This is a genomic window from Flectobacillus roseus (assembly GCF_030056595.1).
GTDB lineage: Bacteria > Bacteroidota > Bacteroidia > Cytophagales > Spirosomataceae > Flectobacillus > Flectobacillus roseus.
Map to the genome: position 1 here is coordinate 1 of NZ_JASHIF010000014.1, position 12762 is coordinate 12762.

Annotated in this window: 11 protein-coding genes; 5 read left to right on the forward strand and 6 right to left on the reverse strand. The window is 37.9% G+C overall.

Going from position 1 to position 12762, the window contains the following annotated elements; genetic code table 11:
* Positions 1-339: 339 nt before the first annotated feature.
* Positions 340-1512, reverse strand: coding sequence for an acyltransferase family protein (locus QM524_RS16415; protein WP_283345408.1), 1173 nt, complete (start codon positions 1510-1512; stop codon positions 340-342).
* A 190-nt stretch (positions 1513-1702) separates the two neighbouring features.
* Between QM524_RS16415 and QM524_RS16420 the strand changes: the two genes are divergently transcribed.
* Positions 1703-2239 (forward strand): hypothetical protein, encoded by a 537-nt coding sequence (locus QM524_RS16420; RefSeq protein WP_283345409.1) that lies wholly within the window; start codon positions 1703-1705, stop codon positions 2237-2239.
* Positions 2240-2263: 24 nt separating this feature from the next.
* Complete coding sequence (locus QM524_RS16425) at positions 2264-3223, forward strand: hypothetical protein (protein WP_283345410.1); 960 nt, start codon at positions 2264-2266, stop codon at positions 3221-3223.
* A gap of 60 nt (positions 3224-3283) precedes the next feature.
* On the opposite strand, the gene QM524_RS16430 is transcribed toward QM524_RS16425, so the two are convergent.
* Positions 3284-4516 carry an RsmB/NOP family class I SAM-dependent RNA methyltransferase gene (locus QM524_RS16430; RefSeq protein WP_166549727.1) on the reverse strand — a complete coding sequence of 411 codons (1233 nt, stop codon included), beginning with the start codon at positions 4514-4516 and terminating at the stop codon, positions 3284-3286.
* Between the two features lie 227 nt (positions 4517-4743).
* Here QM524_RS16430 and QM524_RS16435 point away from each other — a divergent pair, with 227 nt between their 5' ends.
* The gene (locus QM524_RS16435; RefSeq protein WP_283345411.1) at positions 4744-5676 is read left to right on the forward strand and encodes a methylenetetrahydrofolate reductase; all 933 of its coding nucleotides are present in this window, start codon (positions 4744-4746) and stop codon (positions 5674-5676) included.
* A gap of 202 nt (positions 5677-5878) precedes the next feature.
* Here the strand turns inward: QM524_RS16435 and cysM are convergent, their stop codons facing one another.
* Positions 5879-6763 carry a cysteine synthase CysM gene (gene cysM / locus QM524_RS16440; protein WP_283345412.1) on the reverse strand — a complete coding sequence of 295 codons (885 nt, stop codon included), beginning with the start codon at positions 6761-6763 and terminating at the stop codon, positions 5879-5881.
* 98 nt (positions 6764-6861) lie between these two features.
* Positions 6862-7662, reverse strand: coding sequence for a serine O-acetyltransferase (locus tag QM524_RS16445; RefSeq protein WP_095160714.1), 801 nt, complete (start codon positions 7660-7662; stop codon positions 6862-6864).
* A gap of 541 nt (positions 7663-8203) precedes the next feature.
* On the opposite strand from QM524_RS16445, the gene fbaA reads away from it, so the two are divergent.
* Together fbaA and QM524_RS16455 are read left to right on the forward strand one after the other, a co-directional pair.
* Positions 8204-9286, forward strand: coding sequence for a class II fructose-bisphosphate aldolase (fbaA, locus tag QM524_RS16450; RefSeq protein ID WP_283345413.1), 1083 nt, complete (start codon positions 8204-8206; stop codon positions 9284-9286).
* A 126-nt stretch (positions 9287-9412) separates the two neighbouring features.
* Positions 9413-10174, forward strand: coding sequence for a LytR/AlgR family response regulator transcription factor (locus QM524_RS16455; RefSeq protein ID WP_283345414.1), 762 nt, complete (start codon positions 9413-9415; stop codon positions 10172-10174).
* 2 nt (positions 10175-10176) lie between these two features.
* Here QM524_RS16455 and QM524_RS16460 read toward each other — a convergent pair whose 3' ends face one another.
* Complete coding sequence (locus QM524_RS16460) at positions 10177-10761, reverse strand: precorrin-2 dehydrogenase/sirohydrochlorin ferrochelatase family protein (RefSeq protein WP_095160711.1); 585 nt, start codon at positions 10759-10761, stop codon at positions 10177-10179.
* A gap of 142 nt (positions 10762-10903) precedes the next feature.
* Positions 10904-12562, reverse strand: coding sequence for a fatty acid--CoA ligase (locus QM524_RS16465; RefSeq protein ID WP_283345415.1), 1659 nt, complete (start codon positions 12560-12562; stop codon positions 10904-10906).
* Between the last annotated feature and the right edge of the window lie 200 nt (positions 12563-12762).

Consider the following 12762-nt stretch of genomic DNA (forward strand, 5'->3'; position numbering starts at 1 on the left):
GCGTCTAATTCTGTCGAAATGCGAACGTCTGTTTTGGGGCAATCATATTTGGTTTGTTTTACGTCGCTGAGACGTAATCATTACGTCTCTACAGTATGAATTGGTAGCACTGTAGAGACGCAATATTTGCGTCTAATTCTGTCGAAATGCGAACGTCTGTTTTGGGGCAATCATATTTGGTTTGTTTTACGTCGCTGAGACGTAATCATTACGTCTCTACAGTATGAATTGGTAGCACTGTAGAGACGCAATGCTTGCGTCTAATTCTGTCGAAATGCGAACGTTTGTTTTGGGGCAATCATATTTGGTTTGTTTTACGTCTTAGCGGTTAGGAATTTTCTATATCCTGATAAATATCTTCTTTTTGTATAACCAATTTAAAATCAGCCAATAAATTAATAACATCAATCCTCCATGAATTAGGGTCTGGTACGGATCTCCTAAAATACTGGCGTAATTTTCACCTAGATGAATCTTCAGTGATTTTGAGATATAAACGCCTAATCCATCAGCAATACAATAGGCTGCAATGGAATTCATACCAATAACTTTCAGAAAATAGGCATCCGTCGATTGTTTGATATCAATCACCCAGTAAAAAAATGCCAATAGTAAAAAACACCAACCACCACTAAATATCACCCAAGTCGGCGTCCAAATACGTTTTACGTTTGGACATATTCCTAAGGCATCAAGTGCTATTCCTAATACTAATCCTGATACGCCCAAAATCAAGAAACGTTTGAGCTTTTCTTGAGCTGATATAGTCGACTGAAAGATATTGCCAGCCAATAGACCCAAAATCATTGTGCCAAGTGTTGGAATAAAGCTTAAGGTTGAATATCCCCCTCCATTAAACAGAAAGGGTTTTTCTCTTGGAAAAAGATTGAGAAACCAACGGTCAAAAGCCCAAGCTAAATTGGTGTTTTTGTTCCAATGTGCTGCAAATCCTGATAGGTTATATTCCCAGTCTTTGGTAATACCTGCATGGGTGTAATTAAAGTTGGCGTCAGGTAATGGATAAAGAGCAAAAGCTAACCAATATCCTATCAGAATAGTAATGAGAGCTATTATTTGCACTTTCTGAGAACGAAAAGCGAGTAGAAATAGGACAGTATAGCCCAAACCAATTTGGCTTAGTGTATCTTCAAAAGTAAAATACGTTTGTGTTTTATACTGGGAACGTAAAAATATACCGAGCGCAATCAATATGAAGGATCGTTTGAGTGTATGCAAAAAAGCATGATTGAAACTACCTCCTTTATTGAGTCGACTCGCAACCGAATATGGTAACACAACGCCAACAAGAAATGAAAATGAAGGCTGGATCAAATCATGTAAGGCACAACCCACCCACTCGACATGGTCTTGGTGATGTCCCAGAAAAGCCCAGAAAGAGCTATTAGGAAGTGCTTTTGAAACGTCGCCGAAATGTAGTATTTCGGCCATCATGAGTAGCATGACAAATCCACGGTAGATGTCCGCGGAGGCAAGTCGATTTTGAGATGTCATTTGTTTAGGGATTATCTCTCAATATACCTAAATGCCAAGATATTTCTGATAGGTAATATGCTGAATCGTTAGTGCAAATACGAAGAAATTTTATTGGTGCCAAATCTTTTATGGTTGTAATAATTCAGACAAAGAATTATTACCTGAGAAGAAGGAACGACATAAAAGGCTTTTGTGTTAATTTTGTATCATGAAAAACATTCTAGCTAGTTTATTTTTAATGCTTTCTGTAATGGCTTGTAATCAGCAAGTAGAGCAAAGCAATCATAAATATTTTGACTTAAAAGGTACTTTCGAAACACAAATCAAAGAGCTTTCACAACGCAAACCTGCTGTGCAAAAAACAGTAAAGGTAGGTGCTACTGCCGATACACAAACAAAGGTGATTCAGGATTGGGAAAAAGAGTTGGACTTTTTTATTCAAGCAGATTTGAATAAGCCCGCTTTTTTGAATAGCTACCAAATTTCACAAAACGACTCTTTGGTAACTTATACGCTCAAATCTACCGAAACACAATTGGTGAAGGAAATAAAGCTAGTTTTGAAAAATGGAAAGCTTCAACAGGTATATGCATTGTTGTCGGATGAAAATTATTTATACAAAACCAGAAAGGAAATCAAAGCTGATTTTGAGCATAATCGATTGAAACATTATGAAATTGATGGATTTCAACAATTAGTTTTTGGTGAGAAAAAAGCCTACCAAATCAATGCAACTATTCAGTAAAGTCCAATCTTCAATTATCATAGTATGTTACAAAAGTTTTGGCTTAAGCTAGCGTTGATTATATCGGTTCCATTGCTAGCTTTGAGTCTTATGGCTTATATGGTCGATTCGGGACTACGAAAGTCAAACCATACCGTTTTAGCCGATTGGAATGCGCTTTTCAATGCCAAAATCAATGCTGATTTGTTGGTATTGGGTTCTTCACGAGCAGCTTTTCATATTTCACCTTATATTCTGGATAGCACTTTACACCTCAATTCTTATAATTTGGGTATGTCAGCATGGCGATTCGATATGCAGTGGACACGTTTTAAGCTGTATCTAGAACATAATAAAGCTCCCAAATATGTTGTTCACAATGTAGACTTGTATGGTTTTGCAAAACGTAAAAACTTGGTAGACTATCAACAGTTTTTGCCCTACCTCAACGAGCCACTTCTCATCAAAAATCTAACAGATATAAAAGGAGAGTTTAATCATTTTCAGAAATACATGCCTATGTATAAGTATGCCAATGATTTGGATTTGGCATGGGAAGGTTTCAAGTGCTATGCTGGGTCTAAAAATGTAGCACATACCGACAAATACAAAGGCTTTAAAGGAAATGATATTCCGTGGGATAATCAGTTTGAAAAGTTTAAGAAAAAATATCCTAAAGGCATCAATTATACCATCGAGAGCGATGTAAAGGCGAGTTTTGAAGAATATCTCCGTTTTTGTCAAAAGAAAGGAATAAAAGTTATTTTGGTATATGCCCCGGAATATTACGAAGTACAACCTTTTTATAAAAACAAAAAGGCGTTTAATACACTGTGTCAAAATGCTGTCAATAAATACGGATGTATTTTCTTAGATTACACCAACGATTCATTATGTTTTGAGAAGAAATGGTTTTATAATTCTCAACATCTCAATAAAAAGGGAGCGGAGGTTTTTTCCGCAAAGCTTGCAGAAGATTTAAAGAAGATAGGAGTAGGAAGATAAAATCAAAAAATAAACCCCGTCAATGTGTTATTCTGACGGGGTTGTTATTACAAATAGAGTTTACTTTCTCTGCAAACAAGCCATATAAAAACCATCGTATCCATCCTCAGCAGGAGAAGTACGACGTTCTTCTAATAATTCCCATTGCTCACCTTGTTCAGCCAAGAAACGACGTACATGGTCTTCACTTTCTGAAGGTAGTAAACTACATGTAGCAAAAACCATTTTCCCACCCTTTTTCAGCATAGACGAATACTGTGTCAGGATAGTATATTGAATCGTGCGGAGGTTTTCGATAAATTCTGGTGTAAGTTTCCACTTAGCATCTGGGTTACGACGAATTACCCCTAAGCCCGAACATGGAACATCAAGCAATAAACGGTCAGCACTTTCCTGTAAACGCTTGATTGTTTTAGGTTCAATCAAACGAGTTTCGAGATTCATGGCACCAGCACGACGAGCACGTTTTTGTAATTCTTGAAGCTTACGCTCTTCTACATCCATCGCAATAATGCGTCCTTTGTTTTCCATCAAAGCCGCGATGTGCAAGGTTTTACCACCTGCTCCAGCACATGCATCAATCACACGCATACCAGCTTTTACATCCAACATAGGTGCTACCAATTGTGAGGCAGCATCTTGTACTTCAAAAAAGCCATCCTTAAACATAGATGTTTTGAATACACTTGGGCGACCTTCAAGGATAAGTCCATCGGGTAATTCATTGTTGTAATCTGCATTAATATCTTCATCACCCAACAAATCCGCTACATGTTCACGGTTTGATTTAAGAGAGTTAACACGCAAAATAACAGGTGCTTGCTGATTTAGAGCATGAATTTCTTTATTCCATTTCTCTGTGCCTAGCTCTGCTTCTCCGAGGGCATCTAACCAATCTGGAACAGATTCGATTATTTTACGAATATTTTTGGCTTCTTCGTAACGACTAAAAATACGGTTGGTATTTACTTTCGAAAACTCAACCCAATCTGGTAAGCGAAAAAGTGCCTCGTCAGAATTGGCGTGCTTTGCTTTGAGTAATTGCCAAGCGCCAAATGCTTGCCAGAAATGATATTTATTGAGTGATTCGGGTGCTTCAATCACAAAATGGAGCATACGCCACCAGCGAACAATTTCGTAAGTGTTTTCAGCAATGAACCCACGATCACGGCTTCCCCATTTACGGTTTGATTTTAGTACATATTCTATAGCACGGTCTGCTTGACGTTTATTCAAAAAGATTTCTTGTAAAGTCCCAACAACGGCATCTGCCAAAGGGCGATGTATTCTCATGTGATTGTATTTTTGTATGAAACCACAAAGTTCCGAATTTTTTAGGAGTTTGGAAAGGATAAAGAATCATAGAGTGGATATTTCATTCATTATCAATTCTCAAGAAAACCTTTCATTTTGATTCTATAATCACAAATCTTCCTGCTACCTTTGTAGCCCAATAAGCTAAATGCTTATCTCTTACCACGTAATCCTGTTAACCGATTACACAATCTCGTAAATAATTTATGTTTTTAGATAAAATCAAATCAAAAGAGTCTGGTATCTTATTGTATGGAATTACGCCTCCTAAAGCACAGGTTGGTCCAGAAAAAGTAATAGAAATTGCAGAGAAAACATTAGCTCGTTTGCATAATCTTGACATTGATGCTTTAGTCGTGTATGATGTCCAAGACGAATCAGCTCGTACTAGCGAAGAGCGCCCGTTTCCATTTATTAGTGCTCATGACCCTTTTGAGTTTGCTAAAGATCACCTATCTTCTCTACAAGTACCCAAAATTATCTATCGTCCAGCAGGAAAGTTTACCCAAGAAGAATTAAATGCTTGGTTGAAAGAAGTGATAAATCATGGTTTTTCGCCTGTATTCGTGGGAGTGCCTTCTCCAGACTTTGTACCTGTTACCAGCTTACCAGAAGCTTATGGTGTTTGGAGACAATATCAAGATCAATCGGTAATTGGTGCTGTCACTATTCCCGAACGTCATGCTGTACTGAAGGATGAAGATCAACGTATTTTGGATAAAGTATCGTCGGGGGTAAGTTATTTTGTGTCGCAATGTGTTTTTAATGTCGATTATGCCAAAGCAATGTTAGATGCTTTGGTACAAGCTTGTCAAGCGAAAAATCAGGAAATTCCAACGATTATCTTTACGCTAACAGCTTGTGGATCATTGAAAACATTGCATTTTATGGAATGGTTAGGTATTCACATTCCAGAGGAGTTGAAAGAAGAGTTTAAGGCTTCAGAAAATATCTTGGATAGATCTGTAGAAGTATGTATCACGATTGCAGACGAGTTAATAAAATACTGCATTCAATTAGGAGTACCAGTAGGGTTTAATATCGAAAGTGTAGCGATTCGTAAAGAAGAAATCGAAGCGTCGATTGCGATGGTAAACCAGATAGGGGAGATGTTGAAAGCGGAAGGTTTAAGGAAATAATAGTTGGTGTCAACAGTAGAGACGTAATATTTTACGTCTCAAGCCAAGTTAGATCAAAAAAGCGGTCGGAAAACAATTTCCGACCGCTTTTTTGATACTATCCTACTGTATGACTCCACATTAGACGCAAAGTATTGCGTCTCTACAAATAAAACAATCACTCATTCGCTCAACCACTAAATCACTCAATTAAATTCGGGTTTTACGCGCCAAAAAGGTCGCTTGATAAATATCTGTCGCCACGATCACAGATAATACATACAATTATTCCGGATTCTAATTCTTGTGCTAAGCGTACAGCCGCCGATGCCGCGCCACCACTACTCATTCCTCCAAAAACACCTTCCACTTTTGCCAAGGTATTGGCCATGGCACGCGCTTCTTCTTCCGAAATATCCATTACTCTATCTACACGACTTGGGTCATAAATTTTAGGAAGATATTCTTCTGGCCAACGACGTATGCCAGGGATTTTTGAGCCTTCTGTTGGCTGACAACCTACAATTTGAATAGCTGGATTTACTTCCTTCAAAAATTTGGAAGTGCCCATAATCGTACCTGTTGTTCCCATTGAGCTTACAAAGTGCGTTACTGTTTGGTTGGTATCACGCCAGATTTCAGGACCAGTACTGTGATAATGCGCCATGTAATTGTCTGGGTTGGCAAATTGATTCAACATTAAATACCCACCCTCAGCAACTTTTGCCTCAGCATAATCTCTTGAGCCTTCTATACCTTCTGAAGCAGCTGTTAAAGTCACTTTTGCGCCAAATGCTTCCATCGTCAATACTCGCTCACGAGTAGAGTTTTCGGGCATTACCAATTCTATATCAATGTCAAAAAGACGAGCAATCATTGCCAAGGCGATACCTGTATTACCCGAAGTCGCTTCGATGAGTTTAATCCCAGGTGTGATTTCACCTCTCTCCAACGCTCCTTTAATCATGCCATAGGCGGCACGGTCTTTTACAGATCCCCCAGGGTTATTTCCTTCTAGTTTTCCTAAAATTTTTACATTAGGATTAGGGTTAATACGATTCAATTCAACAAGCGGGGTATTTCCCACTAAATCCAAAAGTGTTGCCATAATTTGTATTTTATATCAGCAAATTGCTAAATGATTCTAACAAGTGTACGATTTTCTGGATAACTCCTGCTCAAAGTCCATAGCCAGTCGCCCAATGCTTAATTTAATATCTTTACTTGTTCTTGATGGTAAATCTTGGTTTGAGGAGGCACACTTCTAGTTAGCCACACATTACCCCCAATAATTGAATGGGCTCCCACAACTGTTTCGCCACCTAAGATAGTTGCTCCCGAATAAATCACCACATGATCTTCGATGGTTGGATGACGTTTAAGTGAAGCCATTTCTTTACTGACCGATAGCGCTCCTAGAGTTACACCTTGGTACAGTTTCACATGTTTTCCAATGGTTGTTGTTTCTCCAACTACCACACCTGTGCCATGGTCTATCATGAAATACTCATCAATATCAGCGCCAGGGTGAATGTCAATACCTGTTTTTGAATGAGCATACTCCGTCAAAATACGAGGAAGCATTGGTACATTCATTTCGTAAAGTGCATGTGCTAAACGATAAAAAGCAATTGCGTAAAAGCCAGGATAAGCTCGTATTACTTCATATTCACTTTGAGCTGCTGGGTCACCAAGCAGTGTCGCTTGAACATCAGTCAATAGAACTCTGTAAATTTCGGGAAGTTTTTGAATATAGTTGGTCGCTAAAATACGAGCGTCTTCATCAAGATGCTTTTGCATAGAGCGCAATAGCCGTGTGAGTCTTAGCTCGATTTGGTCAAAAGCCTCTTGAAGTTCGTCCAAACAACCATAATGTCTTTGGGTCTGCTCTGGAAAGAGCGTGAGCATGATATCAGTAAACAACTCTTTGACCGCCGACGTAGAAGGGAAGGTATTGGACTTGGTATGTTTTTGGCTTAATGCCTCTAAAAAGTCTTTTGGTAACATGTAAGCTGAACGTTTGGTAAACGTCTATTAATCATTGAGAAATTATGAGACAAAATTAGGTAATTGCACCTAGACTAACGAATATCCTACTAATAAACTTGGTTATTGCTTTATACCTTCCAGACATTCCAACAATAAATCTTCCAGAGGTAATCATAAAATGTGTCAGGTCATTCAAATATCAATGTTATTTTAACGATAATAATGCCAAATAGATTCGTATTTTTGTGAAATAATCTCAAGAAGATAAGTTCCTAAATCTTCGATTGACGAATAAACGCTTGTTATAAAAAGCTTCCACATAGGTGACTAATATAGAATATGTTTGTTGTTGAAAAACAGCTAGTTATGGATTTTTATTGAAGGTAGTATTCGATTTCAAAAACACTCTAATAACTATATATTCAAATTAGCTACTTTATTGTTGTTGCCAAATTATATTTTGTGTTTTTGTCAAAAAGCAAGGAAAAATTATTAATTTTGACTACTATCTGATTGAAAAATTAGGTAAGGTACGTTTTTAACAAGAAAAAATTTCACTATGTCAAGTTTAGCTACTCAAAAAGGTGTATTGCATGGAGATGCAGTGCAAGAACTCTTCGAAGTTGCCAAAAAACATCAATTTGCATTACCAGCTGTTAACGTAACAGGTACAGACACGGTTAATGGTGTATTAGAAGCTGCAAAAGCTGTTAATTCTCCAGTAATCATCCAGTTCTCAAATGGTGGTGCTCAGTTCTATGCTGGTAAATCTTTACCAAATGGCAAACAAGAAGCATCTATTGCAGGTGCAATCTCTGGAGCTCATCACGTACACCAATTGGCCGAAGCGTATGGCGTGCAAGTAATCTTACACACAGACCACTGTGCAAAAAAATTGTTGCCTTGGTTAGACGGTCTTTTGGATGCAGGTGAAAAATTCTATGCACAATATGGTAAGCCACTTTTCTCTTCACACATGATTGACCTTTCTGAAGAGCCTTTGCACGAAAACATCGAAATCTGTGCAAAATATCTTGAAAGAATGGCTAAGTTAGGCATGACTCTTGAAATTGAGTTGGGTGTAACTGGTGGCGAAGAAGATGGCGTTGACAACTCAGACGTTGATTCATCTAAATTATATACCCAGCCTTCTGAAGTAGCGTATGCTTATGAAGAATTGAGCAAAATTTCTCACCGTTTCACTATCGCTGCTGCATTTGGTAACGTACATGGTGTATACAAGCCAGGTAACGTGAAGTTGCAACCAGTTATCTTGAAAAATTCTCAAGATTTTATCAAAGAGAAATACGGTTTGGAAGCTGAGAAGCCAATCAACTTCGTATTCCACGGTGGTTCTGGTTCGTCTCGCGAAGAAATCCGTGAAGCTATTTCTTACGGTGCTATCAAAATGAATATCGATACAGACTTGCAATGGGCATTCTGGGAAGGTATTTTAGGATACTACAAAGCAAAAGAAGGTTATTTGCAAGGACAAATCGGTAACCCTGAAGGGGAAGATTCTCCAAACAAGAAATACTATGACCCACGTGTTTGGTTGCGTAAAGGTGAAGAAACTTTCGTTAGCCGCTTGAAATTGGCATTCGAAGATCTTAACTCTGTAGATGTTAACAAATACTTGTAGTCATACAATATAACATAAGTTCGAAGCCGTTCAATAGGATTTATTGAACGGCTTTTGTTTTATCAATTAATGCAAACAATTTTGCTACCTACTAAACATACCGAAATACTATAGAAACTAAGAATTATGACCATTTTAATCGTAGAGGATGAAGCTATTGTAGGAATGGACCTCGTTGCCAGACTTGAAGCTGAAGGATATGATGTACTCGAGGTAGCTGATAACGGCAAAGACGCACTAGCTTTATTCAAAGCCAACGAAGTGGATTTAGTACTGCTTGATATTCAGTTGAAGGGTAGCTGGGATGGAATAGTGACAGCACAACACTTAAAACAAATAAAATCGGTGCCGATTGTGTACTTATCTGGTCAAACAGATGAGGAGACTCTCGAACGTGCCAAAGAAACTTCTCCCTCAGCCTATCTTACCAAACCCATCGGTGATGTAGCCTTAAGAATTTCTATCGATTTAGCTATCCATAATTTTGCCAAAGCCAAAGCTGAAACTTCAAGTACGAAGGCTCTCAATGTAGTGCCAAAGGAGCCTAATGCCACACGCGAGTCGATTTTACAAATCGATAACTTTATCTTTATCAAACAAAGCTATCAGTTTAATAAAGTCAAACTGAGTGAAATTCTTTACCTAGAATCTGATAACAACTATGTTCATATTATCACAAGCTCAAAGAAATTTACTTTGCGTTTGACTTTAAATGGTGTACTAGAGCGTATAAATTTCGATAAACTAGTTCGTACGCATCGCTCATTTGCCATCAATATCGACCAAATAGAGTCTTTTAATGACCATGAAATTATCATGGGAAAGCATATGATTCCTCTAGGACGAAATTATAAAGACGATTTTATGCGGTATTTTGATTTTCTCTAAAATTATTTTTTCTTTTCTACCAGCGACGCAGTCACTTCGTTGAGCACTCGGATTTTTTCCTGAAAATCTCCTTGTATTGATTTTCTTATTTCACGAAGATTATCGAGTAGATTTTGAATATTGTCTGGGATAATGTCATCCAAAAACTCCCGAATACGTTTGGCCATAGTTGGCGATTTTCCGTTGGTAGAAATAGCAATTTTTAAATCTCCTTTTTGAACAATAGACCCTAAATAAAAATCACATAAGTGTGGTGTATCGGCTACGTTACAAAGGATTCGTCTCTGCTTGGTAGTAGCTTTTATAGTGGCGTGTAACTGTGGGTTGTCGGTTGCTAGAATTACCAAGTCCCTATTATCTAGGTCTTGTTCTTGAAATTCTCTTTCAATAATTTGAACCTGTTCAAAATGGCGAATATACTCTCTCAGACTGTCTAATATCATAGGCGCCACAACGGTGATGCGTGCTTCGGGACTATTTTGTAACATAGCTGAAATCTTTTCGAGGCCAACATTGCCACCGCCAACCAATAGAACGTCGAGCGTATTAAGTTTTAAAAAAATAGGAAATAATTCGTTTTGTGCCATAATTTTGGAGTGATTGTCTCTTGGTAAGACGAAGTTCTATAAAAATGTTTGAAATCTTTCTGAAAACAAACAAAAAACCTCGTCGGGAAGCCCAACAAGGTTTACGTAATCAAGCATTTATATAAAACATTTTTGAACCAATTTAGGTCAAAATCGTATCCACCGTAGCACGAATGGCTTTTTTGTCGATTTTCCCTACAGAGGTTTTTGGAATCATTGTCGTAAAATTAATAGCGTCAGGAATCGTCCAAGGAGTTATTCTCCCTGCCTCAACAAATTGCTTCATGTGTGCTTTGAGCTCTTCTTTACTGAGACTTTTTCCTTCTTTAAGTACGATGAGAGCATAAGGTCTTTCGCCCCATTTTTCATCTGGAATACCCACCACAGCTACTTCTTGAACAGCCTCAAGCGTCCCAATCATATTTTCGAGCTCGATTGAGCTTACCCATTCACCACCAGATTTAATCACATCTTTGATACGATCACTGATTTTGAGTGAATAATTTTCATTAAGCGAAGCCACATCTCCCGTGTGTAACCAACCATCTCGCCAGAGTTCCTCTGATTTTTCAGCATCTTTAAAATAGCCTTGTGTCAGCCATGGCGTTCTTACGGTAATCTCTCCAATATCTTCCCCGTTTGATTCTATAATTTGCCCTTCTGAGTCTATAAGTCTTAAATCAACTAATACAGAAGGAGTACCAGTACGAGTACGTGCTTCTACCTGAAAATCTAAATCAGGGTTCATTTTATCCACTGCATTCAAGTAAACGGTAGACAAAATTGGACAAGTTTCAGACATTCCGTATCCTGTAATAACATCCACGCCCCGTTGAAGTGCTGCCTTTGCCAGTGCTTTCGGTAAAGCAGAACCCCCAATCACAACCTTCCATTTAGATAAGTCAATTTGCTGGGTGGCAGGGTGTGACACGAACATTTGTAATATCGTAGGCACACAATGCGAAAAAGTAGGTTGTTCTTTCACAAAGCATTTTAGTACAACCTCAGGTTCAAATTTACCGATATATACTTGTTTGGCTCCTGCCATAGTGGCCACATAAGGAAAACCCCATGCATGTACATGAAACATTGGGGTAAGTGGCATATAAACATCGGAGCTATTGAATCTACATGTGCCGTCTACTGTTCCAAAAGTAAAGCACAAAGCAAGTGTATGCAATACAAGTTGACGGTGAGTAAAAAATACACCTTTGGGATTACCTGTGGTACCAGTTGTGTAAAAAGTGGTAGCTACTGCATTTTCGTCAAAATCTTGAAATTGAAAATCAGAGGATACTTGCGATAACAAGGTTTCATATTCACCCAAAATAGGCAGCTTATCACTTTGTGGCAATACCTGACCATCAGTACATACAATTATGCCTTTCACAGTTGTAAGTTCAGAGGCTAGAGACTCTAATAAAGGTAAAAAGTCTAGATGACAAATAATAAGAGCATCTTCAGCATGATTGATGGTGTACAAAATTTGGGCTGCCGACAATCGCCAGTTGATGGTATGTAGGATATTTCCTGTCATGGGAATACCAAAAAAGCACTCCAAATACCGATGTGAGTCATAATCCAATACTGCAATGGTAGCAGCACCATCCATTCCGATGGAAGTAAGCACGTTTGCTAACTGTGCTACACGTTGATTGAGTGTAATATAATTATATCGAACAAGGTCGCGGTAGACTATTTCTCGATTAGGTTCAAGCTTTGTAGAGTAAGCTAAAATACTTTTAATCAACAGCGGATAGTCAAAAGCCTGAGAAGCAACAGGAAGTTTCTTAATTTTCATAATTTCATAGAATTAAGCATTTTTACTTAAAATATTTATAAAAAATATAAAATGGTTAATGTTTTTTCAAAGATACAAAACTATTTTAATTAACAAGTACAAAAAAAATGAATCCTTTGAAGAATAAATTAACTACGCAGAATTAAGTAATAGAAGAAATGAGTAAGAATGATATGAATCATTTTTGTCTTTGAAAAGGA

What these genes read in the sequence shown, in the direction of transcription:
- fbaA (WP_283345413.1), top strand. Translation starts at nt 8,204, where the DNA reads ATGTCAAGTTTAGCTACTCAAAAAGGTGTATTGCATGGAGATGCAGTG.
- QM524_RS16430 (WP_166549727.1), bottom strand. Translation starts at nt 4,516, where the DNA reads ATGAGAATACATCGCCCTTTGGCAGATGCCGTTGTTGGGACTTTACAA.
- QM524_RS16460 (WP_095160711.1), bottom strand. Translation starts at nt 10,761, where the DNA reads ATGGCACAAAACGAATTATTTCCTATTTTTTTAAAACTTAATACGCTC.
- QM524_RS16415 (WP_283345408.1), bottom strand. Translation starts at nt 1,512, where the DNA reads ATGACATCTCAAAATCGACTTGCCTCCGCGGACATCTACCGTGGATTT.
- QM524_RS16465 (WP_283345415.1), bottom strand. Translation starts at nt 12,562, where the DNA reads ATGAAAATTAAGAAACTTCCTGTTGCTTCTCAGGCTTTTGACTATCCG.
- QM524_RS16425 (WP_283345410.1), top strand. Translation starts at nt 2,264, where the DNA reads ATGTTACAAAAGTTTTGGCTTAAGCTAGCGTTGATTATATCGGTTCCA.
- cysM (WP_283345412.1), bottom strand. Translation starts at nt 6,763, where the DNA reads ATGGCAACACTTTTGGATTTAGTGGGAAATACCCCGCTTGTTGAATTG.
- QM524_RS16445 (WP_095160714.1), bottom strand. Translation starts at nt 7,662, where the DNA reads ATGTTACCAAAAGACTTTTTAGAGGCATTAAGCCAAAAACATACCAAG.
- QM524_RS16455 (WP_283345414.1), top strand. Translation starts at nt 9,413, where the DNA reads ATGACCATTTTAATCGTAGAGGATGAAGCTATTGTAGGAATGGACCTC.
- QM524_RS16420 (WP_283345409.1), top strand. Translation starts at nt 1,703, where the DNA reads ATGAAAAACATTCTAGCTAGTTTATTTTTAATGCTTTCTGTAATGGCT.
- QM524_RS16435 (WP_283345411.1), top strand. Translation starts at nt 4,744, where the DNA reads ATGTTTTTAGATAAAATCAAATCAAAAGAGTCTGGTATCTTATTGTAT.